This is a genomic window from Ornithinimicrobium sediminis, assembly GCF_021272345.1.
Lineage (GTDB): Bacteria > Actinomycetota > Actinomycetes > Actinomycetales > Dermatophilaceae > Ornithinicoccus > Ornithinicoccus sediminis_B.
In genome coordinates this window covers 206,749-231,952 of the sequence record NZ_JAJSDQ010000002.1, presented here as the reverse complement: position 1 = coordinate 231,952, position 25,204 = coordinate 206,749, and the positions used below count along the sequence as shown (strand labels likewise).

27 protein-coding genes are annotated in these 25,204 nt (G+C 71.9%); 10 read left to right on the top strand and 17 right to left on the bottom strand.

The features are described from left to right. Positions 1–339: 339 nt before the first annotated feature. Genes LVO85_RS05535 through LVO85_RS05525 form a run of 3 tightly spaced genes read left to right on the top strand, consistent with a single transcriptional unit; the run spans position 340 to position 3,362 of the window. A complete protein-coding gene (locus tag LVO85_RS05535; RefSeq protein WP_232746412.1) occupies positions 340–1,632 on the top strand; it encodes a magnesium transporter MgtE N-terminal domain-containing protein in 1,293 nt (430 codons plus the stop codon). Next, on the top strand, positions 1,625–2,203 hold the full coding sequence (locus tag LVO85_RS05530; protein ID WP_232746411.1) for a DUF1003 domain-containing protein: 579 nt from the start codon (positions 1,625–1,627) through the stop codon (positions 2,201–2,203). The genes LVO85_RS05535 and LVO85_RS05530 overlap by 8 nt, the downstream gene beginning before the upstream one ends. Positions 2,204–2,225: 22 nt before the next feature. Then, the gene (locus LVO85_RS05525; protein ID WP_232746410.1) at positions 2,226–3,362 is read left to right on the top strand and encodes an Mrp/NBP35 family ATP-binding protein; all 1,137 of its coding nucleotides are present in this window, start codon (positions 2,226–2,228) and stop codon (positions 3,360–3,362) included. Positions 3,363–3,372: 10 nt separating this feature from the next. Here the strand turns inward: LVO85_RS05525 and LVO85_RS05520 are convergent, their stop codons facing one another. From LVO85_RS05520 to sigE, 3 genes are read right to left on the bottom strand one after another with little or no spacing between them, the layout of a single operon-like run. Continuing rightward, a complete protein-coding gene (locus tag LVO85_RS05520) occupies positions 3,373–3,822 on the bottom strand; it encodes a twin-arginine translocase TatA/TatE family subunit (RefSeq protein WP_232746409.1) in 450 nt (149 codons plus the stop codon). A 40-nt stretch (positions 3,823–3,862) separates the two neighbouring features. Next, positions 3,863–5,101 carry a S1C family serine protease gene (locus tag LVO85_RS05515; RefSeq protein ID WP_232746408.1) on the bottom strand — a complete coding sequence of 413 codons (1,239 nt, stop codon included), beginning with the start codon at positions 5,099–5,101 and terminating at the stop codon, positions 3,863–3,865. A 48-nt stretch (positions 5,102–5,149) separates the two neighbouring features. Next, complete coding sequence (gene sigE / locus LVO85_RS05510) at positions 5,150–5,755, bottom strand: RNA polymerase sigma factor SigE (RefSeq protein ID WP_232746407.1); 606 nt, start codon at positions 5,753–5,755, stop codon at positions 5,150–5,152. A 128-nt stretch (positions 5,756–5,883) separates the two neighbouring features. On the opposite strand from sigE, the gene LVO85_RS05505 reads away from it, so the two are divergent. Continuing rightward, complete coding sequence (locus tag LVO85_RS05505; protein WP_232746406.1) at positions 5,884–6,516, top strand: O-methyltransferase; 633 nt, start codon at positions 5,884–5,886, stop codon at positions 6,514–6,516. A 76-nt stretch (positions 6,517–6,592) separates the two neighbouring features. Here the strand turns inward: LVO85_RS05505 and LVO85_RS05500 are convergent, their stop codons facing one another. Further along, positions 6,593–6,760 (bottom strand): DUF3117 domain-containing protein, encoded by a 168-nt coding sequence (locus tag LVO85_RS05500; RefSeq protein ID WP_153393079.1) that lies wholly within the window; start codon positions 6,758–6,760, stop codon positions 6,593–6,595. Between the two features lie 131 nt (positions 6,761–6,891). Here LVO85_RS05500 and LVO85_RS05495 point away from each other — a divergent pair, with 131 nt between their 5' ends. Both LVO85_RS05495 and LVO85_RS05490 read left to right on the top strand, forming a co-directional pair. Then, entirely contained in the window at positions 6,892–7,707 is an 816-nt protein-coding gene (locus LVO85_RS05495) for a PaaX family transcriptional regulator (RefSeq protein WP_232746405.1), read from the top strand. Continuing rightward, entirely contained in the window at positions 7,700–8,488 is a 789-nt protein-coding gene (locus tag LVO85_RS05490) for an enoyl-CoA hydratase/isomerase family protein (RefSeq protein WP_232746404.1), read from the top strand. Before LVO85_RS05495 ends, LVO85_RS05490 begins: the two co-directional genes overlap by 8 nt. A gap of 18 nt (positions 8,489–8,506) precedes the next feature. Here the strand turns inward: LVO85_RS05490 and LVO85_RS05485 are convergent, their stop codons facing one another. The 6 genes from LVO85_RS05485 to dapE are packed head-to-tail and all read right to left on the bottom strand — an operon-like array spanning position 8,507 to position 12,871. Then, positions 8,507–9,724, bottom strand: a complete 1,218-nt coding sequence (locus LVO85_RS05485; RefSeq protein WP_232746403.1) for a hypothetical protein — start codon at positions 9,722–9,724, stop codon at positions 8,507–8,509. Further along, a complete protein-coding gene (locus LVO85_RS05480) occupies positions 9,721–10,320 on the bottom strand; it encodes a DNA-3-methyladenine glycosylase I (protein ID WP_232746402.1) in 600 nt (199 codons plus the stop codon). The genes LVO85_RS05485 and LVO85_RS05480 overlap by 4 nt, the downstream gene beginning before the upstream one ends. After that, positions 10,317–10,751, bottom strand: a complete 435-nt coding sequence (locus LVO85_RS05475; RefSeq protein WP_232746401.1) for an SRPBCC family protein — start codon at positions 10,749–10,751, stop codon at positions 10,317–10,319. The genes LVO85_RS05480 and LVO85_RS05475 overlap by 4 nt, the downstream gene beginning before the upstream one ends. Next, positions 10,738–11,034: a DivIVA domain-containing protein gene (locus LVO85_RS05470; RefSeq protein WP_232746400.1), complete on the bottom strand. Its 297-nt coding sequence runs from the start codon at positions 11,032–11,034 to the stop codon at positions 10,738–10,740. Before LVO85_RS05470 ends, LVO85_RS05475 begins: the two co-directional genes overlap by 14 nt. After that, positions 11,031–11,774, bottom strand: coding sequence for an LOG family protein (locus LVO85_RS05465; RefSeq protein ID WP_232746399.1), 744 nt, complete (start codon positions 11,772–11,774; stop codon positions 11,031–11,033). Before LVO85_RS05465 ends, LVO85_RS05470 begins: the two co-directional genes overlap by 4 nt. 17 nt (positions 11,775–11,791) lie before the next feature. Then, complete coding sequence (gene dapE, locus LVO85_RS05460; protein ID WP_232746398.1) at positions 11,792–12,871, bottom strand: succinyl-diaminopimelate desuccinylase; 1,080 nt, start codon at positions 12,869–12,871, stop codon at positions 11,792–11,794. Between the two features lie 38 nt (positions 12,872–12,909). Between dapE and LVO85_RS05455 the strand changes: the two genes are divergently transcribed. Beyond that, positions 12,910–13,743: a hypothetical protein gene (locus tag LVO85_RS05455; RefSeq protein ID WP_232746397.1), complete on the top strand. Its 834-nt coding sequence runs from the start codon at positions 12,910–12,912 to the stop codon at positions 13,741–13,743. A 25-nt stretch (positions 13,744–13,768) separates the two neighbouring features. On the opposite strand, the gene LVO85_RS05450 is transcribed toward LVO85_RS05455, so the two are convergent. From LVO85_RS05450 to LVO85_RS05420, 7 genes are all read right to left on the bottom strand, one after another. Beyond that, entirely contained in the window at positions 13,769–15,052 is a 1,284-nt protein-coding gene (locus LVO85_RS05450; protein ID WP_232746396.1) for a citrate synthase, read from the bottom strand. Between the two features lie 96 nt (positions 15,053–15,148). Next, positions 15,149–15,475 carry a ferredoxin gene (gene fdxA / locus LVO85_RS05445; protein ID WP_232746395.1) on the bottom strand — a complete coding sequence of 109 codons (327 nt, stop codon included), beginning with the start codon at positions 15,473–15,475 and terminating at the stop codon, positions 15,149–15,151. A gap of 57 nt (positions 15,476–15,532) precedes the next feature. After that, positions 15,533–17,398 carry a VanW family protein gene (locus LVO85_RS05440; RefSeq protein ID WP_232746394.1) on the bottom strand — a complete coding sequence of 622 codons (1,866 nt, stop codon included), beginning with the start codon at positions 17,396–17,398 and terminating at the stop codon, positions 15,533–15,535. A 34-nt stretch (positions 17,399–17,432) separates the two neighbouring features. Continuing rightward, positions 17,433–17,936: a flavin reductase family protein gene (locus LVO85_RS05435; RefSeq protein ID WP_232746393.1), complete on the bottom strand. Its 504-nt coding sequence runs from the start codon at positions 17,934–17,936 to the stop codon at positions 17,433–17,435. Then, positions 17,929–18,756, bottom strand: coding sequence for an N-acetyl-1-D-myo-inositol-2-amino-2-deoxy-alpha-D-glucopyranoside deacetylase (gene mshB, locus LVO85_RS05430; RefSeq protein ID WP_232746392.1), 828 nt, complete (start codon positions 18,754–18,756; stop codon positions 17,929–17,931). Before mshB ends, LVO85_RS05435 begins: the two co-directional genes overlap by 8 nt. Beyond that, on the bottom strand, positions 18,753–20,675 hold the full coding sequence (gene typA, locus LVO85_RS05425) for a translational GTPase TypA (protein ID WP_232746391.1): 1,923 nt from the start codon (positions 20,673–20,675) through the stop codon (positions 18,753–18,755). Before typA ends, mshB begins: the two co-directional genes overlap by 4 nt. A gap of 24 nt (positions 20,676–20,699) precedes the next feature. Beyond that, the gene (locus LVO85_RS05420) at positions 20,700–21,134 is read right to left on the bottom strand and encodes a (deoxy)nucleoside triphosphate pyrophosphohydrolase (protein ID WP_232746390.1); all 435 of its coding nucleotides are present in this window, start codon (positions 21,132–21,134) and stop codon (positions 20,700–20,702) included. Positions 21,135–21,342: 208 nt separating this feature from the next. Here LVO85_RS05420 and LVO85_RS05415 point away from each other — a divergent pair, with 208 nt between their 5' ends. The 3 genes from LVO85_RS05415 (at position 21,343) to LVO85_RS05405 (ending at position 25,202) form a co-directional block, all read left to right on the top strand. Next, positions 21,343–23,028: an ABC transporter substrate-binding protein gene (locus LVO85_RS05415; RefSeq protein ID WP_332875411.1), complete on the top strand. Its 1,686-nt coding sequence runs from the start codon at positions 21,343–21,345 to the stop codon at positions 23,026–23,028. Positions 23,029–23,163: 135 nt separating this feature from the next. After that, positions 23,164–24,174, top strand: a complete 1,011-nt coding sequence (locus LVO85_RS05410) for an ABC transporter permease (RefSeq protein WP_232746388.1) — start codon at positions 23,164–23,166, stop codon at positions 24,172–24,174. Positions 24,175–24,185: 11 nt separating this feature from the next. After that, the gene (locus LVO85_RS05405; protein ID WP_232746387.1) at positions 24,186–25,202 is read left to right on the top strand and encodes an ABC transporter permease; all 1,017 of its coding nucleotides are present in this window, start codon (positions 24,186–24,188) and stop codon (positions 25,200–25,202) included. The last annotated feature ends 2 nt before the right edge of the window (positions 25,203–25,204 follow it).

Here is a 25,204-nt window from a genome sequence, read left to right as displayed (position 1 = left end):
TGCCGTCCCTCGCGCCGGTGAGGCACGACGAAGCCCCCGTGCCGGCGGTCCGGACGGGGGCTGGGCGCACAGTGAGGCTGAGGCGTGCTCAGCCCCGGCGGGGCCGGCGGCGTGGCTTGACGGGCCGGCGCGACACCTCGGCGGCGTGGGTATGCCGGAACGCACGTCCGGCGGCGGGGGTGTACGTGATCCCGGAGGGGATGGCCATTGCGGGCGACGACCTTTCGGTGGTCTCGACGAGTTCAGGGGCATCATGGTCAGCGCCGCAGGGCCCGCAGGCATTCCCGCCGGGCGGGTGACCGCCGTCACCCGACCCTCCCGGCTCGGTATCCTGCAGCGGTGAGCAGCACTCGCGTCTTCGTCGCCCGGTTGAACGGCCTCAGCGTCTTCGACCCGCTCGGTGACGAGGTGGGCCGGGTGCGCGACGTGGTGGTGGCCCTCTCCGGCCGCGCCTCCGAGCTGGCCCCTCCCGTCATCGGGCTCGTGGTGGAGGTGCCGGGCCGACGCCGGGTCTTCGTCCCCATGACCCGCGTGACCAGTGTCGACGCCGGGCAGGTCATCACCACGGGCCTGGTCAACATGCGGCGCTTCGAGCAGCGTCGCGGCGAGACCCTGGCGGTGGCCGAGCTGCTGGACCGTCGCGTCACCGTCCGCCATGACGGCGAGGGCTTCCCCGCGGTCGTGGTGGACCTGGCGATGGACCTGCAGCGCAACCGGGACTGGCGGATCACCAAGGTCTTCTGCCGCAAGGGCGACGGGGACGAGCGACGGCACCGTGGCCTGCGCCTGCGGCGCCGCGGTGGGGAGACGCTCCTCGTCGACGTCGACGAGGTCGTGGGCCTGGCGAGCAGCGGGCCTGTCCAGGCCGCCGACGCCCTCCTCGAGGCCTACGAGGACCTCAAGCCCGCGGACCTCGCGGAGGCGGTCCACGAGCTCTCGGTCAAGCGTCGGGGCGAGGTCGCCGACGCGCTGGACGACGCCACGCTGGCCGACGTCCTGGAGGAGCTGCCGGAGGACGACCGGGTGCACATCCTGGTCAACCTCGACATCAAGCGGGCCGCCGACGTGCTCGAGGCCATGGAGCCCGACGACGCGACCGACCTCATCTCCGAGCTGCCCGAGGAGAAGGCCGAGCAGCTCCTGCAGCTGATGGAGCCCGACGAGGCCGCGCCGATCCGTCGCCTGCTCACCTACGACGAGGACACCGCGGGCGGCATGATGACGACCGAGCCGGTGATCCTGGGGCCTGACGCCAGCATCGCCGAGGCCCTGGCCGTGGTCCGCCGGGAGGAGCTCTCCCCGGCGCTGGCCTCGCTGGTGTTCGTGGCCAGGCCGCCGCACGAGACCCCGACCGGCAGGTACCTCGGGCTCGTCCACATCCAGCGGCTGCTGCGCGAGCCCCCCCACGAGGCGATCGGCGGCATCCTCGACAAGGGCGTCGACGCCATCGGCACACAGGCCAGCCTGCCGGTGGTCACGCGTCTGCTGGCCGCCTACAACCTGGTCGCCCTCCCCGTCACCGACGACGAGGGCCGCCTCGTCGGGGCGGTCAGCGTCGACGACGTCCTCGACCACCTGCTGCCCGACGACTGGCGCGAGCGGGACATGACCCCGGAGGCCGCAGATGTCTGAGCCCACGCGCCCCCGGGCGGCGGTGCGACCCGGCGGCAGGCCGGCCGCCCGGCTGGACCAGCCCCTCGTCGACCGTCGCAACCCGTTGTGGCAGCCCCGCATGGACCCCGACGCCTTCGGACGCTTCGCCGAGACGTTCGCCCGGTTCATGGGCACCGCGCGGTTCCTGTTCTACATGACGATGTTCGTCATCGTCTGGCTGCTCTGGAACAGCCTGGCCCCGGCGGACCTGCGGTTCGACCCCTACGCGTTCATCTTCCTGACGCTGATGCTCAGCCTGCAGGCGTCGTATGCCGCACCGCTCATCCTGCTGGCACAGAACCGCCAGGCCGACCGCGACAAGGTCATGATGGAGCAGGACCGCACCCGCGACGAGCGCAACCTCGCCGACACCGAGTTCCTCACCCGGGAGGTGGCGGCCCTGCGCATCGCACTCAGGGACGCGGCGACGCGTGACTTCGTCCGCTCCGAGCTGCGGGGCCTGCTGGACGACATGGAGGAACGCGGGCTGCGGGTCGTGAACGCGGAGGTGGCCCACGAGCCGGACGAGGCCGGGGACCGGGACCGCTGAGCGGCGACCTACCATAGGGAGCATGCCTGTCCCCTCCCTCGACGCCCTGCATGCTGCTCTGGCCACCGTCGACGACCCAGAGATCCGCAAGCCGATCACCGAGCTCGGCATGGTCGAGTCCGTCGACGTCGACGAGTCGGGCGGGGTGCTGGCCACCATCCTGCTGACCGTCCCCGGATGCCCCATGAAGGAGACCATCACCAAGGAGGTCACCGCCGCGCTGACCGGGGTCGAGGGGGTGCGCGAGGTGCAGGTGCGGCTGGGCGTCATGAGTGACCAGCAGCGCGCCGACCTCCGCTCGAACCTGAGGGGCAACGCTCCCGAGCGCGAGATCCCCTTCGCCCGGCCCGACACGCTCACCCGGGTGTATGCCGTGGCCTCCGGGAAGGGGGGCGTGGGCAAGTCGTCGGTCACCGTCAACCTCGCGGCCTCCATGGCTCAGCAGGGGCTGCGGGTCGGCGTGGTCGACGCCGACATCTACGGCTTCTCGGTGCCCCGGATGCTGGGGGTCGCCCACGCGCCGACCCAGGTCGACGACATGATCCTGCCGCCGGTCGCCCAGGACGTGAAGGTCATCTCGATCGGCATGTTTGTCCCCGGCAACCAGCCGGTGGTGTGGCGCGGGCCGATGCTGCACCGGGCCATGCAGCAGTTCCTCGGGGACGTCTTCTGGGGCGACCTCGACGTGCTGCTGCTCGACCTGCCGCCCGGCACCGGGGACATCGCCATCACCGTGGCGCAGCTGCTGCCCAACTCCGAGCTCATCGTCGTCACCACCCCGCAGCAGGCGGCTGCCGAGGTCGCCGAGCGGGCCGGCGCGATCGCGCTGCAGACCCACCAGCGGCTGGTGGGCGTCATCGAGAACATGTCGTGGCTGGAGATGCCGGACGGCAGCCGCCAGGAGATCTTCGGGTCCGGGGGCGGCCGGCAGGTCGCCGACTCGCTCAGCCGCTCGATCGGCGCGGAGGTGCCTCTGCTGGGCCAGGTGCCGCTGGACACCCTGGTCCGCGAGGGCGGCGACCGCGGGGTCCCGGTCGTGCTCGGCGAACCCGACTCGCCGGCCGCCACCGCACTGCGGGCGGTCGCCCGGGGGCTCGCGGCGCGCGGGCGTGGCCTGGCCGGACGCAAGCTCGGCATCACCCCCACCTCGCGGGTGTGAGCCGCAGGGCTCAGGTCGCGTCGACGTCGAACGGGGTGGGCAGCGCCGGGTCGTGACGCACACGGGTCCGACGAGGGCGGGAGCGAGGGCTCCGCGCGCCTGCGGGCGACCGCTGGGACGTCGTCGGCTCCACCGGCACCATGCCGGCGGCGGCCGCGGTCGTCGTGGCCCCTGCGGCGCTCTGGCCGGGCCCCGCGGGGGAGCCTGACGGCGTGGACAGCGCGTCCCGGACGATCCGTCGCGGGTCGTACTGCCGGGGGTCGAGCTGGCGCCAGTCGATGTCGTCGAACGCCGGGCCCATCTCCTGCTTGATCTGGGTCTTGGCGCCCTCGGCCATGTCGCGCAGCGCACGCACCGCGTGGGCCAGCTTGGCGGCATACTCCGGCAGCCGGTGGGGGCCCAGGATGACGACGGCGAGGACGAGCAGGAGCAGCAGCTCGCCACCCTGGATGTTCAGCATCAGCAGACCCCTCGCGTCACGGGGTCAACTATGGCAGCCGTCACCCGTTCGACCCCTGCAGCGTCACCGAGACGGTGCGCTCGTCGCCGTCGGAGGACCGGACCAGGACCTGCACGCTGTCCCCGATCCGGTAGGAGCGCAGCACCACGATGAGCTGGCTGCTGTCGTCGATGCGCCGACCGTCGATCTCCAGGATCACGTCACCGGGGCGCACCCCGGCCTCCGCAGCAGGTCCACCGGGGATGACCGGCTCGACGTCCTCGGTGGCCTCGGTCAGCACGCGGGCACCCTCCCCGGCGTACTGGACGTCCACGTGGATGCCCATCACCGGGTAGTCGCTCGTCCCGGTCTCGATCAGCTGGGAGGCCGTGCGCTCCGCCTGGTCGGCAGGGATCGCGAAGCCGAGGCCGATGCTGCCCCCCGGGCTCAGGCCGGCACTGTTGGGCAGCTGCGCGATCGCCGAGTTGACCCCCACGACGCGCGCGGCCATGTCCAGCAGCGGGCCACCCGAGTTGCCCGGGTTGATCGCGGCGTCGGTCTGGATCGCGTTGATGTAGGAGGTGCTCTCGACGTCGCCGGCCACCACCGGGCGGTCGAGGGCCGACACGATGCCCGAGGTCACCGTGTTGTCCAGCCCCAGCGGCGCACCGACCGCCACGACCGGCGCCCCGACCTGCAGGGCCTGGGAGTCCCCGAACTCCAGGGCCGGCAGTCCGTCCCGGTCGACCTTGAGCACCGCGATGTCGTAGTTGGCGTCACCGCCCACGAGCTCGGCGGGCAGCGACTCGCCGTCGGTGAACTCGACGGTCACCTCTCCGTCACCGTCGGCAGCCGCCTCGATGACGTGGTTGTTCGTGACGATGTAGCCGTCCTCCCGGATGACGAAGCCCGAGCCGACGCCGCTGTCGCTGTCCGACTCCACGGTGATGAACACGACGCTGGGCAGTGCGACCCGGGCGATCTGGCTCACCGTCGCACCGCCGGAGGACGAGTCGGACGACACCGGCACAGCCTCGGTGACGGTCGGACCACCGGCCGAGGTGTCGCCGCCCCTGCTCACCGCATACCCTCCGGCCAGGCCGCCCACGAGACCGGCCAGGAGTGCGGTCAGCAGGACGGTGAGCGGACCCGCGCCCCGACCGGCGCGGTTCCCCTGGCGCGCAGGGTGGGCCGACGTCGGGGGCGCGGGGTGGGCTAAGGGTGGAGGCAGAGGTGCAGGCCCGGTCCGGGACCATGGGGTGTCCACGGGGAGACCCTGGGTGCGCTCGTCGTCGGGCATACGGCTGATTCTGCCTGATCGACGGTGCTGCCCGGTCCCCCGGACCGGTCAGCCCAGCACCGGGACGGCGCGCCCCGGGCGTGCGGGCCGTGTGGCGCGTGCGGGCTCGCGGTGGGCCAGCGACTGGCGCAGCTGCGCGCGGCCCCGATGGATGCGGGAGCGCACGGTGCCCAGCTTGATCCCGAGCGTCTGGGCGACCTCCTCGTAGGAGTAGCCCTCGATGTCGCAGAGCACGACCGCGGCCCGGAACTGCGGGGAGAGCGCGTCCAGCGCTGCCTGGATGTCCCCGTCGAGGTGGGTGACGTCGAAGACCTCCTCCGGGGCACCGGTCCGCGACGGGAGACGGGCCGCGAGCTCGTCGGAGAGCGCGTCGAAGCGGATGCGCTGCTTGCGGCGGGCGCGGTCCAGGAAGAGGTTGGTCGTGATGCGGTGCAGCCAGCCCTCGAAGGTGCCGGGCCGGTAGGAGTCGAGCGAGCGGAAGACCCGGACGAACACGTCGTGCGTGAGGTCCTCGGCGTCGTGCTGGTTGCCGGTGAGCCGGTAGGAGAGCCGGTAGACACGGGCGGAGTGGTCGCGCACGACGTCCTCCCACGTGGGTGGCTGCCATTCCGGCGCGACGGAGGAGGGCGGGACCTGGGGGACGGGGGTCTCCATCTCGCGAACCTCCTCACGGGCGTCGCACGGGGGGTGCGTCGGGCCTCGATCGTGGCAGCGCAACCTGTGGATTGTCTGACAGGTCACGCCGTCGGGCACGTGCGGCCCCGCGCACTAGGCTGGGTCCCATGGCAGCCCCACGCATGGCCTCATGGACCTACGCCGAGGAGTTCATCACGCCCGCCGAGGTGGTGGAGCAGGCGACCCTGCGCGGTGAGGGGCTGGGCTGCACCCCGGTGCCGTCGTCCGTGGGTGCGACCCTGCGCCTGCTGGCCGCCGCCGTCGCTGCCCGGCACGTGGTCGAGATCGGCACCGGCGCCGGTGCCTCAGGCCTCTGGCTGCTGGAGGGCATGAGCCCGGACGGGGTCCTCACCACGATCGACGCCGAGCCCGCCCACCAGCGTGCGGCCCGTCAGGCCTACGCCGCAGCGGGCGTGCCCCCTCAGCGCACCCGGGTGATCGGTGGCGACGCCGCCCAGGTGCTGCCCCGGCTCACCGACGGCGCCTACGACATGGTGCTCGTCGACGCGGACAAGGACGCCTACCCGGTCTATGTCGAGCAGGCGGTGCGGCTGCTGCGCAGCGGAGGGGTCCTCGCGGTGGACAACATGCTCTGGCAAGACCAGGTGGCCGACCCCGCGGCCCGGGACGAGACGACGGTGACGCTGCGCGACCTCGGCAAGCAGCTGCGCGAGGACGAGCGCCTGCTCCCCTGCCTGCTGCCCGCCGGCGACGGGCTCTTCGCCGCAGTCCGCCGCTGAGCGAGCCGTCCGCACCCGCACGCACGAGGGCCCCGTCGTCTCGAGACGACGGGGCCCTCGTGCTGACAGGGGAGACTCAGCCCAGGCAGTCCTTGATCGCGTCGCCGAGGGCGCCCGCCTCCTCGGCGTTCATCTCGACGACCAGGCGGCCGCCCCCCTCGAGCGGCATGCGCAGGACGATGCCCCGTCCCTCCTTGGTGACCTCGAGGGGCCCGTCCCCGGTGCGAGGCTTCATAGCTGCCATCGTGAACCTTCCTCCTGACGCGGCGGCGCCGCAAACGCCCACCGCTCGTCTGCGGCTGAGCTGAATTAGTCGCAGCCCAGTATCCCCCGATCTCCAGCACACGTCCTAATCAGTCGGGCACACTGGACCTCGTGCAAGCGCGTTCAGCGGTATTCGACCTGTACGGCGACCATCTGGCCGGTCACGGGTACTGGGCACCCATCTCGGCGGTGATCACGCTGACCCGGACGTGCGGCATCCAGCCACCGGCCACCCGCACCGCCGTCTCCCGGATGGTGGCGCAGGGGTGGCTGCAGCCCCGGACCATCGACGGGCTCCGCGGGTATGCCGCGACCCCGGTGGCCCGGGAGCGGCTGCGCCGTGCACACCAGCGCATCTACGCCGCAGGCGGAGACCCGTGGGACGGACGCTGGCACGTGGTGGTCGTGGACGCGCCGAAGGACCGCTCCCTGCGCGACCGGCTGTCGGCCAACCTGGGCTACCTCGGCTACGGCCGGCTGGCCCAGTCCACGTGGGTGAGCCCGCACCGCAGCACCGAGCTCGCCGAGACACTGCAGGACGCCGACGTCACGTGGACCGACTTCCACGGGCCCTCCCAGGAGGACCCGGTGGCCCTCGTGCGGCAGGTCTGGGACCTGCAGGAGCTCAGCGAGGCCTACGGCGCCTTCCTGGCCGGCATCCCCGACCTCGAGGTGGCCTCCGCGCTGGCCCCCGAGGACGCCTACCCCGTGCGCACCGACCTCGTCCACCGGTGGCGCAAGTTCATGTTCACCGACCCCGGGCTCCCCCGGGAGGTGCTGCCGGCCGGCTGGCCGGGGCAGTCCGCACGGGAGCGCTTCCTCGAGGTGGCCGACGAGCTGCAGCCCGCAGCCCGTATGTTCGTCACGGCAGTCCTGGCCGAGACCCGTGACCAGGCACCCGCGACACGAGGAGGACCCGATGACTGAGCCGGTGAGCGTGACCCGTGGCGGTGGCGTGGCCACGGTGCGCTTCGAGCGACCCGAGGCGATGAACTCCCTGGACATCGCCACGAAGGAGTCACTGCTGGCGGCGTTGCAGGACGTCGCGGAGGATCCGGCGGTGCGGTGCGTCGTCCTCACCGGCAGCGGGCCGGCCTTCTGCGTGGGACAGGACCTCAAGGAGCACGTGAGGCTGCTCCAGGAGGACGCCGCGGCACTGTGGTCCACGGTGCGCGAGCACTACAACCCGGTCGTCCGGCTCATCGCCACGATGGACAAACCTGTCGTCGCCGCTGTCAACGGGGTCGCGGCCGGCGCCGGAGCAGCCTTCGCGTTCGCCGCGGACCTGCGCTACGTCGCCGACACCGCGGGCTTCAACCTCGCCTTCGCGGGGGTCGCGCTGTCCTGCGACTCCGGGTCGTCGTGGTCGCTGCAGCGGCTTGTCGGCGTGGCCAAGGCCAAGGAGCTCCTCTTCATGCCCCGCACGGTCAAGGCCGCCGAGGCCGCCGAGCTCGGACTGGCCACCGAGGTGGTCCCCGTCGACGCACTGGAGCAGCGGGTCGCCGAGGTGGCGGCCCAGCTCGCTGCGGGCCCCACCCTCGCCTACGGAGCGATGCGGCGGGCGCTCGCCTTCTCGGCCGGGCACCCGCTGACGGAGTCGCTGGCCCACGAGGCCGACATGATGGACCGCACCGGGACCAGCGCCGACCACGCCGCGGCGGTGGCCGCCTTCCTCGCCAAGGAGCGGCCCACCTTCACCGGGCACTGACCCCGGAGCCGCGAGGGCTCACGGCGGGAAGTCGCTCGGCGGGACGAAGCGGAACAGCTCCCAGGTCCACCACACCTGCCACCCCACGAAGAGGGTGACCAGGACGGCGGTGCGCACGCCCAGCAGCCACCCGGGTTGTCGTCCTCGCCGGTCGTCGCGCGCCCAGCCGGCCCCGACCAGCAGCACGAAGAGCGGGAAGAGCGGCAGCAGGTAGCGGTAGATGCTCGTCCACGGGTCGAGCGCGGCGGCGAGGTAGAGCGGGTAGGCCAGGCACCACGTGCGCAGCTCGACGCCCAGCCCGCGGGCCCACGGCCCTGCCACGGCCAGCACCAGCAGACCACCGGCCCCCAGCAGCAGCAGCGGCCCGCGCAGGTCACCGAAGAGGAGCTGGGTGACCTCGACCGTGGGCACGAAGGGGGTGATCGGCTCTCCCTGCCGCCAGGCCGACATCGTCACCGTGTAGGCGTCGGGCCTGCCCGTCCGCACCCAGGCGACGGCCGGCCAGATGAGGCCGGACGCGGCACAGGCTGCCAGGGCGGAGACCATGCCGAGCCCCTCGCCCCGCGAGATCGGCTCCTCGTGCCGCGAGCGCCAGCGCACGAGGACGGCGACGAGCGCCACCAGCCCGAGCGGGAGGGCGATCGGGCGCGCCAGCCCGGTCAGCAGGGCGACACCCGCTGCGGGCAGCCAGCGGCGACGCACCAGCAGCCACAGGACGGTGGCGAGGAGCAGCAGTGCCAGCGACTCGGTGTAGGCCACCTGGAGCGTCGGTGCAGCAGGGAAGGCTCCCACGAGGGCTACCGCAGCCAGCGCGCCCGGTGCCCCCACCAGGTGCCGCAGCAGCCCGGCGATGGCGAGAGCGGCGGCATACCCCAGCACCGTCGCGACGGCGGTCGCAGCGACGCCGAAGGGCAGCCCGGTCCCCCCCATGAGGAGGCGGACCGTCAGGGGGAACACCGGGTAGAAGGCCCAGGGGTTCTGCTGCACGTCGCCGGCAGCGTCGACGGGCAGCTCGCCGGGGTAGCCCTCGACCGCGATCCGCTGGTACCACTTGCCGTCCCACAGGATCGCGACGTCGAAGAAGGGGGGCTGGGTCCCGGTGAAGACCGACGGGTCCTGCTCGGCATACGTGACCCAGAGCAGGATCGTCGTGGTCACGATCCGCAGAAGGGTCCAGACGGCCAGCACCGTCAGGACGAAGGGCACCCGCTCCCCCGTCAGCGCCCGACGGATCATGCGTCCGCCCGGTGACACCCGGCCAGGTGGTCGTCGACCACGCCGCAGGCCTGCATCGCGGCATACACCGTGGTCGGTCCGAGGTGCGCGAACCCACGGTCCTTGAGCTGCCGGGCCAGCACCACCGACCCGGGGGTGCTCGCCACGACGTCCGCCGCGGTCGCCGGCCGACGGTGCACCGCGGGCTGCGCCGACCAGACGAGGGCGTCCAGCCCGCCGCGGTCGCGCAGGGCGAGCGTGGCACGGGCGTTGGTGACCGTCGCCTCGATCTTGCGCCGGTTGCGCACGATGGCGGGCTCGTCCATGAGCGCCTCGACCTGCCCGGTCCCGAACTCTGCCACGACCTCGGGGTCGAAGCCCGCGAAGGCCGCGCGGAAGGCGGGCCGCTTGCGCAGGATCGTGAGCCAGGCCAGCCCCGACTGGAAGGCCTCGAGGCAGAGCCGCTCGAGGAGCGCACGCTCGCCGTGCACCGGACGCCCCCACTCGAGGTCGTGGTAGTCCCGGTAGTCCTGGTGGCGCTCCAGCCCGGGCCACGGGCAGCGCACCAGCCCGTCCGGCCCGGGCAGCTCCCCGGGCCGGTGGTCCTGCGCGCTCACCCCTGCTCCGCCCGCCGCACCATCCGGTCCAGCGCGCGGCCGAACATCCACCGGTTGACCGGGTCGAGCAGCGGCCCCAGACGGCTGCCGAGCACCGCGGGGCGGGGCACGATCTCCTCTCGCCACACGAGACGGGTGAACGGGCCGTCCTCACTGAGGTGCACCTCGGCCCACCCGTCGAGGGCAGGGCCCCGCTTGTCGACCCGGAAGTGCCGGTCCGGCTCCCAGACGGTCACCTCCATGCGGTCGACCAGGGCCAGCGGGCCCAGGCCGCTGCGCCCCACGAAGCGCCAGCCGGGTCCGGGCGACCCGGCGTCCGTCTCCATCCGGGTCAGCGGGATGAACTCGCCGTGCGAGCCGAAGTCGGAGACCACCGCGAACACCCGGCTCCGGTGGGCCCGGGCCGTGCGGACCACCTCAAACGTGCCCATCGCCGTCCTCCCCCCGCAGCCGCGTGATCTCGGCGTCGCGCTCGGCCAGCTCCGTGGCCAGCCGGGCCAGCGTCTCGTCGACCTGCGCCATACGGTAGCCGCGCAGGGCCTGGTCGAAGCGCAGGTCGTGCAGGTCCTCGCTGCGCAGCGGCCCCTCGGGCACACCGGGGAAGGACTCGGTCGTCACCGCCGGCGCGACGCCGGGCACCTGGATGCGCGCCAGGGCGACCGCCGCCAGCAGCCCCACCAGGAGCACCCCGAGGGCGACGAAGACGATGATCACGGGGCGATGGTGCCACGGCGGGCTGTGACGATGATGTCGACCGCCTCGTGGGGGTCGTCGGTCAGGTGCAGCAGGGCCACCTCGGCCTCGGAGATGGTGCCGTGCCCGACGAGCGACTGGCGCACCCAGTCGACGAGGGGGCCCCAGAACTCCGTGCCGACGAGCACGATCGGGAAGTGCGTGACCTTGCCGGTCTGCACGAGGGTGACCGCCTCGAAGAGCTCGTCCAGGGTGCCGAACCCACCAGGGAGCACGATGAACCCCTCGGCGTACTTGACGAACATCGTCTTGCGGGCGAAGAAGTAGCGGAAGTTGATGCCCAGGTTGACGTGGTCGTTCAGGCCCGTCTCGAAGGGGAGCTCGATGCCGAGGCCCACCGACGTGCCACCGGCCGTCGCGGCACCCTTGTTGGCGGCCTCCATGGTGCCTGGGCCGCCCCCCGTGATGACGGCGAAGCCGGCCTCCACGAGAGCCGTGCCCACCTGTTCGGCCAGCTCGTAGGAGGGGTGACCGGGGCCGGTGCGTGCGGAGCCGAAGACGCTCACGGCCGGGCCGACCTCGGCAAGAGCGCCGAAGCCCTCGACGAACTCCGCCTGGATGCGCAGCACGCGCCACGGGTCGGTGTGCACCCAGTCGGCCGGCCCACGGCTGTCCAGCAGGTTCTGGTCGGTGGTCCGCTTGGGGACCTTCAGTCCACGCAGGGTGACCGGGCCTCGGTGGTAGTCCTTCTCGTCGCTCACCCGCCTGACGCTACCGGTCAGGACAGCCAGCGTCGCAGCGCCTCCTCGCAGGCCGGGATGTGGCGGACCGGGCACCGCTCGTCGTCGGTGTGCGCGTAGCCGGTGAGCCCGGGGCCGAAGTTGACCGCGGGCACGCCGAGCGCGCTGAAGCGCGCCACGTCGGTCCAGCCCAGCTTGGCCCGCACCGGGAGCCCGACCGCGCTCACGAAGTCGGCGGCAGCCGGGCGGTCCAGGCCGGGCCGGGCGCCGTCTGCGGTGTCGACGACGTCGAGCTCCAGACCGGCGAAGACCTCCTCACGCAGGTGTCGCACGGCCTCGTCGGCGCTCCGGTCCGGGGCGAAGCGGTAGTTGACCCGCAGACGCGCGACGTCGGGGACCACGTTGTCGGCGACCCCGCCCTCCACGGCCACGGCGTTGAGGGACTGCCGGTAGGTCAGCCCGTCCACCTCGACCGGGGCGGGCTGCGCCACCGCGATGCGCTGAAGCACCTCGCCGAGGTCGTGGATGGCGTTGTGCCCCTTCCACGGCCGGGCGGAGTGGCTGGCCACCCCACGGGTCGTGACGGTCACGGTGGCGTTGCCGTTGCAGCCGCCTTCGACCCCCTCGTCCGTGGGCTCGAGGAGCACGGCGAAGTCGCCGCCCAGCAGCTCCGGACGCTGTGCCGTGACGCGCCGGAGGCCGTTGAACTCGTCGGCGACCTCCTCGCAGTCGTAGAGCACGTAGGTGACGTCGCGGGTGGGGCGCAGGAGGCCTGCGGCCAGCCGCAGCAGCACGGCACAGCCGGCCTTCATGTCGGTGGTCCCCCGGCCCACCAGGTCGTCTCCCTCGACGCGCACCGGCAGGTTGGGCGGGTCGGTGAGCGGGACCGTGTCGATGTGGCCGGCCAGGACGACGCGCTGGTCGTGCCCCAGGTCGGTCCTGGCCACGACCGTGTTGCCGACACGCTCCACCTGCAGATGGTCGCGTCCTCGCAGCGCCCGCTCGACACGGTCGGCGAGCTCCTGCTCCTGGTGGCTGACCGAGGGGATGTCGCAGAGCGCCCGGGTCAGGGTGACGACGTCGGTGTCGAGGTCGAGCTCGGGAAGGTCGGCGTCCATGAGGGCTGAGCGTAGCGCCCGCGGCTACAGTGCCCCCTGTGCCACCGACCGCTCGACTCCTGACCGCGCTCACCGTCGTGGCCGTGGTCGGCACCGCGGGTGTGCTCGGGGCCGGGTGGGCGGTCGACGCGCTGCGCGACCCGGTGTGCCGCTTCGAGGCCACCGAGAGCACCCACGAGGTCACGCCGGAGCAGGCCGCGAACGCCGCCACCATCAGCATGGTCGCCGTGCAGCGCGACCTGGCCCCGCGCGCCGCCACGATCGCCCTGGCGACCGCCGTCCAGGAGTCGAAGCTGCGCAACATCTCCTACGGCGACGCCGACTCGCTGGGGCTGTTCCAGCAGCGCCCCAGCCAGGGCTGGGGCACCCCGGAGCAGGTCACCGACCCGGTGTATGCCGCAGGCCGCTTCTACGACGCGCTCGTGGAGGTCGAGGGGTGGCAGGACGGCGTCGTCACCGAGGTCGCCCAGTCGGTGCAGCGCAGCGCCTTCCCGGACGCCTACGCCGACCACGAGGGCGAGGCGCGGGTGATGGCCACGGTGCTGACCGGGCAGACCCCTGCCGCCCTCACGTGCCGCCTCGAGGCCCCGGCGGGGCCTGCAGACCCTGCGGGAACGGCCCGGAAGGCCCGTGAGCAGGTGGGCGCGGCTCCCGAGGTCGACGGTCCCACCCTCACCTTCCAGGCACCGACGTCGGCCTCGGCGTGGGCCACGGCCTCCTGGGCGGTGGCCCACGCCGAGGCCGAGTCCGTCGTGCGGGTCGACGTCGCGGGTCAGCGGTGGACGCGCGGCACCGATCCGCACCGGTGGGGCGGGTCGGGCCTCACCGTCGACGGCTCGACGACCGTCGTCGTGCGGCTCTCGAGCGGCTGAGGGCGCACCCGCCGAGGGTGTGCGGTCAGCGGCTCTCGACCGGAGAGTAGGCGCGCTCCGGGGAGCCGGTGTACAGCTGGCGGGGGCGGCCGATCTTGGTCTGCGGGTCGTTGATCATCTCGCGCCACTGGGCGATCCAGCCGGGCAGCCGGCCGATGGCGAAGAGCACGGTGAACATGTTGCTCGGGAAGCCCATCGACTCGTAGATGAGGCCCGTGTAGAAGTCGACGTTCGGGTAGAGCTTGCGGTCGACGAAGTAGTCGTCCTCCAGCGCCGTCTGCTCCAGCTCCATGGCCAGGTCGAGCAGCTCGTTGGTGCCGATCTTGCTGAGGATCTCGTGTGCCGTCTCGCGGATGATGGCGGCCCGGGGGTCGTAGTTCTTGTACACCCGGTGGCCGAAGCCCATCAGACGGACGCCCTCCTCCTTGTCCTTGACCTTGCGGACGAACTCCTTGACGTCGCCACCCTGGGCCTTGATGTCCTCCAGCATGGCGAGCACCGCGGAGTTGGCACCGCCGTGCAGCGGCCCGGACAGCGCGTGGATGCCGGCGGACACCGAGGCGAAGAGGTTGGCCTCGGAGGAGCCGACCAGGCGCACCGTGGAGGTCGAGCAGTTCTGCTCGTGGTCGGCGTGCAGGATGAAGAGCAGGTCCAGCGCCTTGGCCAGGTCGGGGTCCATCTCGTACTTCTCGGTGGGCTGCCCGAAGGTCATCCACAGGAAGTTCTCGACCAGGTTGTAGTCGTTGTTGGGGTAGAGGAACGGCTGCCCCAGGCTCTTGCGGAAGGCGTAGGCCGCGATGGTGGGCAGCTTGGCCATGAGCCGGATCGTGGAGATCTCGACCTGCTCGGCGTCGAAGGGGTCCAGGCTGTCCTGGTAGAACGTGCCCAGCGCGGAGACCGCGGAGGACAGCACCGGCATGGGGTGGGCGTCGCGGGGGAACCCGTCGAAGAAGCCCTTCATGTCCTCCACCAGCAGGGTGTGCCGGCGCAGCTTGTCGTCGAACGCGGCCAGCTCGTCGGCGGTCGGCAGCTCCCCGTAGATGAGCAGGTAGCTGGTCTCCAGGAAGGTGGACTGCTTCGCCAGCTGCTCGATCGGGTAGCCCCGGTAGCGCAGGATCCCCTCGGCACCGTCGATGTAGGTGATCTCCGAGCTGCAGGACGCGGTGTTGACGAAGCCGACGTCCAGCGTCACGTCTCCCGTGGTCTTCAACAGCGCTGAGATGTCCAGCCCGCTGTTGCCCTCCACCGCAGGCACGATCGGGAGCTCGAGCTCGTGGTCACCGTGACGGAGCGTGGCGTTGTCGGTCATGCGTTCCTCCTGGTCGCGCCCGTCGTCGGGCGTGTCTGCGGACGTTGCGTGTGTGGACAGCGGTGAGTCACCGTGCGGGGCTGCGGCCCCCTCGGGTCACTCGTCGTGTGACTGCGGGGGCAGGTCGGCGATGATCGGGTGGTCCTTGGGGATGAGCCCCAGCTTGGCCGCGCCACCGGGGCTGCCGAGGTCGTCGAAGAACTCGACGTTGGCCTTGTAGTACTCAGCCCACTGCTCCGGCACGTCGTCCTCGTAGTAGATCGCCTCGACCGGGCAGACGGGCTCGCAGGCACCGCAGTCGACGCACTCGTCGGGGTGGATGTACAGCGACCGCTCACCCTCGTAGATGCAGTCGACGGGGCACTCCTCGATGCAGGCCTTGTCCTTGAGGTCCACACACGGCTGGGCGATCACGTATGTCATGCCGACAGTATGCCTGCCCTGCGGCCCGTCCCGAAGTTCGGCCCGTGCTCGGCGCCGCTACCCCGTGCAGGTGACTCCGGGCGAGGGCTGGTACGTCGTCGTCCAGCTCTCCTCCCGCACGACGTCTCCCGAACGGGACAGGGTGCGGGTGACCGTGACCGTGAACCCCTCGACCGCGGTCTGCGTCAGGCAGTCAGGGCTGTCGTCGGTGAAGGAGTCCGGCTCCTGGATGTCGCGACGGGGGCCGGTGGTGGTGTCCACGGTGTACTGCCGGTCCCCCCAGAACCGCATGACGATCTCGTCACCCTCGATGCGGGTCTGGACCACGACCGGGCTGTCGGTGTCGTTGGTCCAGACGTTGTCGATGAGCCCGACCGCGATGGTCGCCTCCCGGCCCTCGGGGTAGCGGGAGATGTAGAAGGAGTGCGGCGTCCACTCGTTCAGCTCCACCCCGGCGAACCACGCCGTGTTGAGCAGGGTCGTGGACACCTGGGACAGGCCACCGCCGATCCCGTCGACCAGCCGCCCGTCGACGATCACCCCCGCCTCGACATACCCGCGGTCGGCGGTGATGGGAGCCAGGGTGTCGGCCAGGCTGAACTGCTCGCCGGGCATGACCACCGACCCGTTGACGTAGCGCAGGCCCACCCGGATGTTCTCGGTCCGGTCCTCGTTGGCCTCGCCCGTCGGGAACTGGCTGCGGAACTCCGACATCACGGCGTCCACCTGCCACGCGTCGGCGTCCTCGTCGGTGATCTCGGGCTCCACCTCGATGGTCTGGACCGTCACGGTGCGGTCCTCGACCGTGGGCTCGGCGGCGGGCTCGGGCCGCTCCGGTGACGAGGTGGCCTCCGCCTCCTCACCCTCGCCGTCGGACTCCGTGCCCTGCGGCAGCGCGTCGTCCACCTGCAGCACCTCGCGCACGCCGAGCAGGACGGCCGCGTCGTCGATCTCGGCCCCCACGCGCGCAGGCAGGACCTCCGGGCGACCGGACTGTCCCAGGCGGACGGCGGCGTCCCGCGGTGCCTGGGCGACGTCGCCCAGACCGCCGTGCACGAGCTCGAGCAGGCCCTCCTCGTCGAGCAGCAGCACCAGGCCCTCGTCGTCGGCACCCTCGCCCGGCTGCTCGACCGTGAGCAGACGGGAGAGCTGGTTGGGGGTGACCGTGGCGGTGCTCTCGTCGACCACGACCTCCACGGGCGAGGCGACCGCCGGCTCGACGACGTCGGCGACGAAGGTCTCGACCTCCTCCGCCGTGAGAGCGGCCGGGACGGCGCTCACCGCGGCCTCCACGACAGGCTCCTGCGGCCACTGGTCGGCCACCCGTTCGGCGGTCTCCTCGACCTCGACGGCCACACCCGGCTCCGGCAGCACCACCCGCACCTCACCGCGGCTCAGCGCGACCTGGGCCTGGACCGGCTCGGCGTCGAGCTCCTGCGCGACGGAGGCCAAGGCGCCGTGGAGCGCGTCCTCGTCGACGGTGGTGCGCAGCTCGAGAGCCCGCCCCTGCCCGGTGAGCGAGGCCCACAGGTTGCGCGGGTCGAAGGTGAGCCCGGTCACGCCGTCGACCGTGCCCTCGTAGTCGGGGGCCAGCCCGAGCTGGCCGGGCTCGACCTCGACGCTGCTGCCGTCCACCACGACCTCGACGGGCTGCTCGACGAGGGGGTCGAGCTTGTCCCCGAGCACCTCCACGGCAGACTCCTCGTCGAGGGTGCCGATGTCGACGCCCTCGACCGTCGTGCCGTTGGGGATCCGGTCCCCGAGGTAGTAGGCCAGCGCCACGTAGGCCCCGGCGAGCACGAGGAGGGCCACCAGCGAGCGGACGGCGATCCCCCACCACTCGTTGCGCCGGGGCTCGTCCGCGACCGGCTCGGGGCGCGGGGTATCGGCGAGGGGCTCCGGGTCGGTCCGGTCCTGGTCCACGTGTCGTCCCTCGTCGGTCGGTGCGGCGGGCTGCTCAGCCGAGCGCCGTGTAGGTCCCTCGGAAGTGTACGAGCGCGGGCGCGGCATCGGGCCCGGCACTCACCGACACCACGTCTCCGACGATGAGGCTGTGGTCACCGGCGGCGTGCACCTGCCGGGTCCTGCACTCCACGGTCGCCAGCGCACCGTCCAGGAGGGCCACACCGGTCGCACCGCGGTGGTGCGCTACCCGGTCCAGCTGCCCGTGCAGCGGCCGGCCGGGCATGGAGAGCCACTCGGCGGTCCCGCGAGCCGTGGCGGGCAGCACGCTGACGCCCCAGACGCCGGCCTCCATGACCGCCTCGTGCCACCGCCCCTCCTGCTGGGCGCTGATGAGCAGCAGGAGCGGGTCCAGCGACACGCTCGTCACCGAGTTCACCGTCATGGCGACGTCGTGCCGGCCCGACAGCGTCGTCGCCGCCACCACACCCGTGGCGAGGCGACCCATGGCCCGGCGGTAGTCGCCCTCGCTGACCGCGGGCTCGCGGCGCTCACCCATCGAAGCGCCACGGGGTGTAGCCCTCCCGCACCGGCAGCCGTGCGGCGATGTCGTTGCTGAGCGTGAACCAGCCGTCGTGCACGGTGACCTGGGTGCGGTGGTGCCGCAGCGCGCGGTCGCGCAGCCCGACGGCCTCCGGTGCCACCAGGTGATGGGTCACCCGCTCGTCGGGGACGACGGAGGGCGGGAAGGGGGCGTCCGGAGCCGGCACGCTGACCCCGCTGTCGCCCCGCACGTGCTCGGCCAGCCAGCGGCGGTCCTCCTGGGCCCAGCTCACGGGGGTCAGGACCGTGAGAAGGACCGGGCGCTCGTCGGGCGGGAGCGAGGCCACGGCGGCGACCGTGACCCGGTGGGTCTGGATGTGGTCCGGGTGGCCGTAGCCTCCCTCGGGGTCGTAGGTGAGGACCACGTCGGGTGCAACGGCCCGCACCTGCCCGGCGAGGACGGCAGCGGCCTCGGCGACGTCCGCCCGGGCGAACGCACGGGGGTGCTCGTATGCCGGGGAGCCGGCCATCCCGCTGTCCCGCCAGCGTGGCAGGTCACCGCCGAGGAAGTGGTGTCGCACGCCCAGCGTCGCCATCGCCCCCGCGAGCTCGCCGGCGCGGTGGGGGCCCAGGTCGTCGCTGCCCTCGAGATGAGCGAGCTCGGCGGGGATCACCTCACCCTCCTCCCCCAGGGTGCACGTGACGACGTGCACCTCGTCACCGAGCAGGCAGTGGTGCGCCAGCGCCACCCCGGTCGCCAGGGTCTCGTCGTCGGGGTGCGCGTGGACCGCGAGCAGCCGGATCCCCGGCCGGCCCGGTGCCGGCACGGCGCTCACGACCGCTTGGCCCGGGCGGTGGCTCGTCCCCGCTCGGTCGCGTTGAGGATGACCTTGCGGATGCGCACGGCCTCGGGGGTCACCTCGACGCACTCGTCCTCGCGGCAGAACTCCAGCGACTGCTCGAGGCTCAGCATGCGTGGTGGCACCAGCCGCTCGAGCACCTCGGCACCGGCCGAACGCACGTTGCTGAGCTTCTTCTCCTTGGTGATGTTGACGTCCATGTCGTCGGCCCGGGAGTTCTCGCCGACGATCATGCCCTCGTAGACCTCGGTGGTCGGCGAGAGGAAGAGCGTGCCACGCTCCTGCAGGTTGAACATGGCGTAGCTCGTGGCCACCCCCGCGCGGTCGGCCACCAGGGAGCCGGACTGACGGGTGCGGATCTCGCCGTACCACGGGGCGTAGCCGTCGAACACGTGGTGGGCGATGCCCGTGCCCCGGGTCTCGGTGAGGAACTCGGTGCGGAAGCCGATCAGGCCGCGGGAGGGCACCACGAACTCCATCCGGATCCACCCGGTGCCGTGGTTGGTCATCTGCTCCATGCGCCCCTTGCGGGCCGCGAGCAGCTGCGTGATCGTGCCGAGGTGCTCCTCAGGGGTGTCGATGGTCAGCCGCTCGACGGGCTCGTGGACCTTGCCGTCGACCGTGCGGGTGACGACCTGGGGCTTGCCGACGGTGAGCTCGTAGCCTTCCCGGCGCATCTGCTCCACGAGGATCGCGAGCGCGAGCTCACCCCGGCCCTGGACCTCCCACGCGTCCGGGCGGTCGGTGGGCAGCACCCGCAGCGAGACGTTGCCGACGAGCTCCTTGTCCAGGCGGTCCTTGACCAGGCGGGCCGTGACCTTGGCGCCCTTGACCCGCCCGGCCAGCGGGGAGGTGTTGATGCCGATCGTCATGGAGATCGCCGGCTCGTCCACGGTGATCAGCGGCAGCGGCACCGGGGACTCCGGGTCGGCCAGCGTCTCACCGATGGTGATCTCGGGGATGCCCGCGATGGCGATGATGTCGCCGGGCCCGGCCGACTCGGCGGGGAAGCGCTCGAGGGCGTCGGTCATCAGGAGCTCGGTGATCTTGACCCGCTCGACGGAGCCGTCCCGGCGGCACCACGAGGCCTGCTGGCCCTTGCGGATGGTGCCGTTGTGCACGCGGCAGAGCGCGAGCCGGCCGAGGAAGGGCGAGGAGTCGAGGTTGGTGACGTGGGCCTGCAACGGCGCGCCCTCGACATACGTCGGGGCGGGGATCGTCTCCAGGATGGTGTCGAAGAGCGGCTCGAGGTCGGGGCTGTCCGGCATCTGCCCCCGGCCAGGCGACGCCATCGCGGCCCGGCCCGCCTTGGCCGAGGCGTAGACGATGGGGAACTCCAGGGCGTGCTCGGCGTCGGTGGTGTCCTCGATCAGGTCCATGAAGAGCGCGTAGACCTCGTCGACCACGGCGTCGATGCGGCTGTCCGGCCGGTCGACCTTGTTGATGCAGAGGATGACGGGCATGTGCGAGGCGAGCGCCTTGCGGAGCACGAAGCGGGTCTGCGGCAGCGGCCCCTCCGAGGCGTCGACCAGCAGCACGACCCCGTCGACCATCGACAGCCCGCGCTCCACCTCGCCGCCGAAGTCGGCGTGGCCCGGGGTGTCGATGATGTTGATGGTCACGCCGTCGGGCGAGCCGTGCTGGGCGGCAGCGGGACCGGTGTAGCGGATGGCGGTGTTCTTGGCCAGGATGGTGATGCCCTTCTCCCGCTCCAGGTCGCCGGCGTCCATGACACGCTCGACGTCCTCGCCGCGGCGGTCGTCGAACGCTCCGGACTGGGAGAGCATGCCGTCGACCAGGGTCGTCTTGCCGTGGTCGACGTGGGCGATGATCGCGACGTTGCGCAGGTCGGAGCGGGTGCGCAGGTCCTGCGCGCCGGAGGCAGTTGAAGGCATGGGCCCCAGTCTCTCAGCCCGAGGTCATGACGTCCGCATCGTCGCCCGGAGCACCTCGACGACGGCGCCGTTGCTCGGCAGCCAGGCGACCTCGTCGAGCTCCTCGGCACCGAGGCTGCGCAGCGCGTCGTGGTCCTCCAGGGGGGTGGGCGTGCCGTCGACGACCTGGGCCCACCACAGCAGCATGTGCAGCCCCGGCGCGAGCGGCCAGGCACCGTCGTCGGGCCCGGGGACGCCGGCGCCCAGGCGCACTCGCACGCCCAGCTCCTCGGCGAGCTCGCGGTGCAGGGCCTCCTCCGGCTCCTCGCCCGCCTCCACCTTGCCGCCGGGGAGCTCCCACCGTCCCGACAGGTGGGCGGGGGCGGTGCGCCGGGCCGCGAGCAGTCGACGCGGTGCGGCCAGGTCGTCGACGAGCGCCGCCGCGACGACGAGGATCTTCGGTGCCTGGCCCCGGGACATAGGGAATGGGTAGCACACAGGCCCACCCGTCCTCGGGAACGGCCCAAGGTCAAGGTTGGGTCACGTTTCGTCGCGCCGGGAAGCAACCGGCTCGGGGCGTGGGTAGATTGCGGTCGTCGGCCGCGTGATCGGTCGACCCCCGGCGAGCGAGACGCTGCGTGGGGGCTATCCACGAGGAGGCACAATGATCAACCGCAAGGTTGCAGCTGTGGCGGGGACAGCAGCCCTGGCTCTGGCACTCACGTCCTGCGCGGAGTCCGAGCGCGACGACGGCGACGCCGGTGGCGGCGACGCCGGTAGCGCCACCGATGACGGCGGCTCGACCGGCGAGGATGCGGGCAGCAGCGACGCCCAGTTCGTGTTCGGCGCCGCGGGGGCTCCCACCACCTTCGACCCCTTCTACGCCAGTGACGGCGAGACCTTCCGGGTCACCCGCCAGATCTTCCAGAACCTCATCGGCATCGAGGAGGGCGGCACCGAGGGCGTTCCCGAGCTGGCGACCTCCTGGGAGGGCAGTGAGGACGGGCTGACCTGGACCTTCGAGCTCCAGGAGGGTGTGACCTTCCACGACGGCACGGAGTTCAACGCCGAGGCCGTGTGTGCCAACTTCGAGCGCTGGGCCGACCAGAACGAGGTCGGGCAGAGCCAGGCGGTCGCCTACTACTACGGCAACGACTTCGGCTTCGGCGACGACTCGCTCTACGAGTCGTGCGAGGCCACCGACGACCTCACCGCCGAGGTCACCGTCACCCGGGTGACCGGCAAGTTCCCGATGGTCCTGAGCCAGTCGAGCTACGCCATGCAGTCGCCGACGGCGATGGAGGAGTACAACGCCAACGACGTGCAGGCCGAGGGCGAGGCGTTCGTCTACCCGGAGTACGCCCAGGAGCACCCGACCGGCACAGGCCCGTTCGTGTTCGAGGCCTACGACAACGCCGGCGGCACCGTGTCGCTCACGCGCAACGACGACTTCTGGGGCGAGCCCGCGGGGGTCCAGGACCTCATCTTCTCGATCATCCCCGACGAGAACGCCCGTCGCCAGGAGCTCGAGGCCGGGACGATCCAGGGCTACGACCTGCCCAACCCCGTCGACTGGCAGTCGCTGGAGGACAACGGCAACCAGGTGCTCATCCGCGACCCGTTCAACATCCTCTACCTGGCGCTGAACCCGGTCGCCGACCCGCAGCTGGAGGATCCGCTGATCCGCCGGGCGCTCTACCACGCCATCAACCGCGAGACGCTGGTGCAGAACCAGCTGCCGGACGGCGCCACCGTGGCCACGCAGTTCTTCCCGGACACGGTCTCGGGCTACAACACCGACATCCAGCCCTACGCCTACGACCCGGAGGAGGCGGAGGCGCTGCTGGCCGAGGCGGGCGCCGAGGACCTGGAGATCGACCTGTGGTACCCGACCGAGGTCACCCGCCCCTACATGCCGGACCCGCAGCGCATCTACGACGCCGTGCGGGCCGACTGGGAGGCCATCGGCGTCACCATCAACCCGGTGTCGCGTCCCTGGGCCGGTGGGTACATCGACGGCACGCAGAGCTCGCAGTCCCCTGCGTTCTTCCTCGGCTGGACCGGTGACCTGAACTCGGCGGACAACTTCCTGTGCGCCTTCTTCTGCGGTGACGACAACCAGTTCGGCACCTCGGCGTACGACTGGCACGGTGAGCTGCAGGACGCCCTGCGCGAGGCCGACGGCGAGCCCGACGAGGCGGCCCGCGAGGAGATGTACCGTGAGCTGAACGAGAACATCATGAGTGAGGAGTGGCTCCCGGGGCTGCCGATCTCGCACAGCCCGCCGGCCATCGTGGTGGCGGAGAACGTGCAGGGTCTGACCCCGAGCCCGTTGACGGCGGAGGACTTCTCCACCATCACGCTGAGCGAGTGACCGTGGTCGCGAGGCGTTCGCGCCCCACCCCGCGTCGCTCCTGACGCGGTCACGGACACCACGGCGGGCTGGGCATCCTGTGCCCGGCCCGCCGTGCGTGACCGGCCCATCCGTCCCTGACCCTGCGGAGGACCCGTGCTGAGGTTCATCGTGCGCCGGCTGCTGCAGGCCGTCCTGGCGCTGTTCATCCTGAGCGTGCTGCTCTTCGCCTGGCTGCGGTCGCTGCCCGGGGGCCCGGTCGCCGCCCTGCTGGGCGAGCGTGGCACCCCCGAGTCGGCGGCCGCACTCCGCGCGCAGCTGGGCCTGGACCAGCCGCTGCCGGTGCAGTACTTCCGCTTCGTCGAGCGTGCGGTGCAGGGCGACTTCGGCATCTCCAACGGCGTGTTCCGCGGGCAGCCGGCGATGGAGGTCTTCCTCCAGCGCCTTCCTGCCACGATCGAGCTCAGCGTGGTCGCGATGGTCATCGCGCTGAGCCTGGCCATCCCGCTGGGCTACATCGCGGCCCGGCGCCGGGGCGGCCCGCTGGACACCGGCAGCGTCGTCTTCTCCCTCATCGGCGTGGCCGTGCCGGTGTTCTTCCTCGCCTACGTGCTCAAGTACGTCTTCGCCGTCCAGCTGGGCTGGCTGCCGCCCTCCGGGCGGCAGACCGTGGGCATCGGCGCCACCCACATCACCAACTTCTACGTCCTCGACGGCATCATCACGCGTGAGTGGGACGCCGCCTGGGACGCCTTCCGGCACCTCATCCTGCCGGCACTGGCCCTGAGCTCCATCCCGTTCGCCGTCGTCTTCCGCATCACGCGGGCCGCGGTCATCGACGTGATGGACGAGGACTACGTGCGCACCGCCCGCGCCAAGGGGCTCACCGCGGGCACGATCCGCGGCCGGCACGTCATGCGCAACGCGCTCATCCCGGTGATCACCATCATCGGTCTGCAGATCGGCGCCCTCCTCGCCGGTGCGGTGCTGACCGAGAAGGTCTTCGCCTTCCAGGGCATCGGCCAGGCCCTGGCCATCGGGTTCGAGCTGCGCGACTACCCCGTGCTGCAGGTGCTCATCATGATGGCCGCCCTGATCTACATCGTCGTCAACCTGCTCGTGGACATCGCGTATGCCGTGATCGACCCACGCGTGCGGACCAAGTGAGGAACGGGTCGATGACCGACAAGCACACCGAGCCCGAGGCACAGCCCACGCAGGAGCCGGACTCCGCGGAGGGCCACCGCCCCCGGTCCTACGGCCAGTGGCGCAAGGACCGGATCGACCGTCTGGCCGAGTCCGGCAGCATCGCCGACGAGGACGGCGTCAGCCTGTGGCAGAGCGCCTGGCGGAGGCTGCGACGCGACCCGGTCTTCCTGGTGGGCGCCGGCATCATCGCCGTCTTCGTCGTCGTCGCGATCATCGCGCCGTTCATCGCGCCGCACGACCCGACCCGGGCCATCCCGGAGCTGCGCGCGCAGATCACACCCTCGACGCCCATCCCGCCCGCGCAGCCCGGCCACCTGCTCGGCGGTGACAACGCCGGGCGTGACCTCTTCTCCCGGCTGCTGGTGGGCTCGCGGCAGACGCTCATCGTGGGTGTGCTCGCCACCCTGGGCGGACTGACGGGTGGGATGGTGCTCGGCACCCTCGCGGGGGGCATCGGCGGCTGGGTCGACAGCGCGGTCATGCGCATCGTCGACGTCATGCTGTCCATCCCCTCCCTGCTCATGGCCTTCTCGATCGCGGCCCTCTTCGCCCGGCCGAGCCAGTGGACCGTCATCCTGGCCATCGCGATCATCCAGATCCCGATCTTCGCCCGGCTGCTGCGTGGCTCCATGCTCTCCCAGCGGCACAGCGACCACGTGCTGGCGGCCCGGGCTCTGGGGGTCAAGCCGACGCCGATCGTCTTCCGCCACATGCTGCCCAACTCCGTCGGGCCGGTCATCGTCCAGGGGACGCTCGTCCTGGCCATCGCCATCATCGACGCAGCGGCGCTGTCCTTCCTCGGGCTGGGCAACCCGGACGACACCGTCCCCGAGTGGGGCCAGATGCTCGGCAAGGCGCAGACCTTCTTCAACACCTACCCGCACATCGCGGTGTACCCGGCCCTGTGCATCATCGTCGTCGCCCTCGGCTTCACGCTGATGGGCGAGTCGCTGCGCGAGGCTCTCGACCCCAAGTCCCGACGGTGAGG

Bases quoted from the DNA above. Each gene is read 5' to 3' on its own strand.
- LVO85_RS05490 (WP_232746404.1), top strand. From the start codon at position 7,700: ATGACTGAGCCGGTGAGCGTGACCCGTGGCGGTGGCGTGGCCACGGTG.
- LVO85_RS05530 (WP_232746411.1), top strand. From the start codon at position 1,625: ATGTCTGAGCCCACGCGCCCCCGGGCGGCGGTGCGACCCGGCGGCAGG.
- LVO85_RS05500 (WP_153393079.1), bottom strand. From the start codon at position 6,760: ATGGCAGCTATGAAGCCTCGCACCGGGGACGGGCCCCTCGAGGTCACC.
- LVO85_RS05450 (WP_232746396.1), bottom strand. From the start codon at position 15,052: ATGACCGACAACGCCACGCTCCGTCACGGTGACCACGAGCTCGAGCTC.
- sigE (WP_232746407.1), bottom strand. From the start codon at position 5,755: ATGGAGACCCCCGTCCCCCAGGTCCCGCCCTCCTCCGTCGCGCCGGAA.
- LVO85_RS05435 (WP_232746393.1), bottom strand. From the start codon at position 17,936: ATGGGTGAGCGCCGCGAGCCCGCGGTCAGCGAGGGCGACTACCGCCGG.
- LVO85_RS05525 (WP_232746410.1), top strand. From the start codon at position 2,226: ATGCCTGTCCCCTCCCTCGACGCCCTGCATGCTGCTCTGGCCACCGTC.
- LVO85_RS05515 (WP_232746408.1), bottom strand. From the start codon at position 5,101: ATGCCCGACGACGAGCGCACCCAGGGTCTCCCCGTGGACACCCCATGG.
- LVO85_RS05505 (WP_232746406.1), top strand. From the start codon at position 5,884: ATGGCAGCCCCACGCATGGCCTCATGGACCTACGCCGAGGAGTTCATC.
- LVO85_RS05405 (WP_232746387.1), top strand. From the start codon at position 24,186: ATGACCGACAAGCACACCGAGCCCGAGGCACAGCCCACGCAGGAGCCG.
- LVO85_RS05485 (WP_232746403.1), bottom strand. From the start codon at position 9,724: ATGATCCGTCGGGCGCTGACGGGGGAGCGGGTGCCCTTCGTCCTGACG.
- dapE (WP_232746398.1), bottom strand. From the start codon at position 12,871: ATGGACGCCGACCTTCCCGAGCTCGACCTCGACACCGACGTCGTCACC.
- LVO85_RS05420 (WP_232746390.1), bottom strand. From the start codon at position 21,134: ATGTCCCGGGGCCAGGCACCGAAGATCCTCGTCGTCGCGGCGGCGCTC.
- LVO85_RS05520 (WP_232746409.1), bottom strand. From the start codon at position 3,822: ATGCTGAACATCCAGGGTGGCGAGCTGCTGCTCCTGCTCGTCCTCGCC.
- typA (WP_232746391.1), bottom strand. From the start codon at position 20,675: ATGCCTTCAACTGCCTCCGGCGCGCAGGACCTGCGCACCCGCTCCGAC.
- LVO85_RS05475 (WP_232746401.1), bottom strand. From the start codon at position 10,751: ATGGGCACGTTTGAGGTGGTCCGCACGGCCCGGGCCCACCGGAGCCGG.
- fdxA (WP_232746395.1), bottom strand. From the start codon at position 15,475: ATGACATACGTGATCGCCCAGCCGTGTGTGGACCTCAAGGACAAGGCC.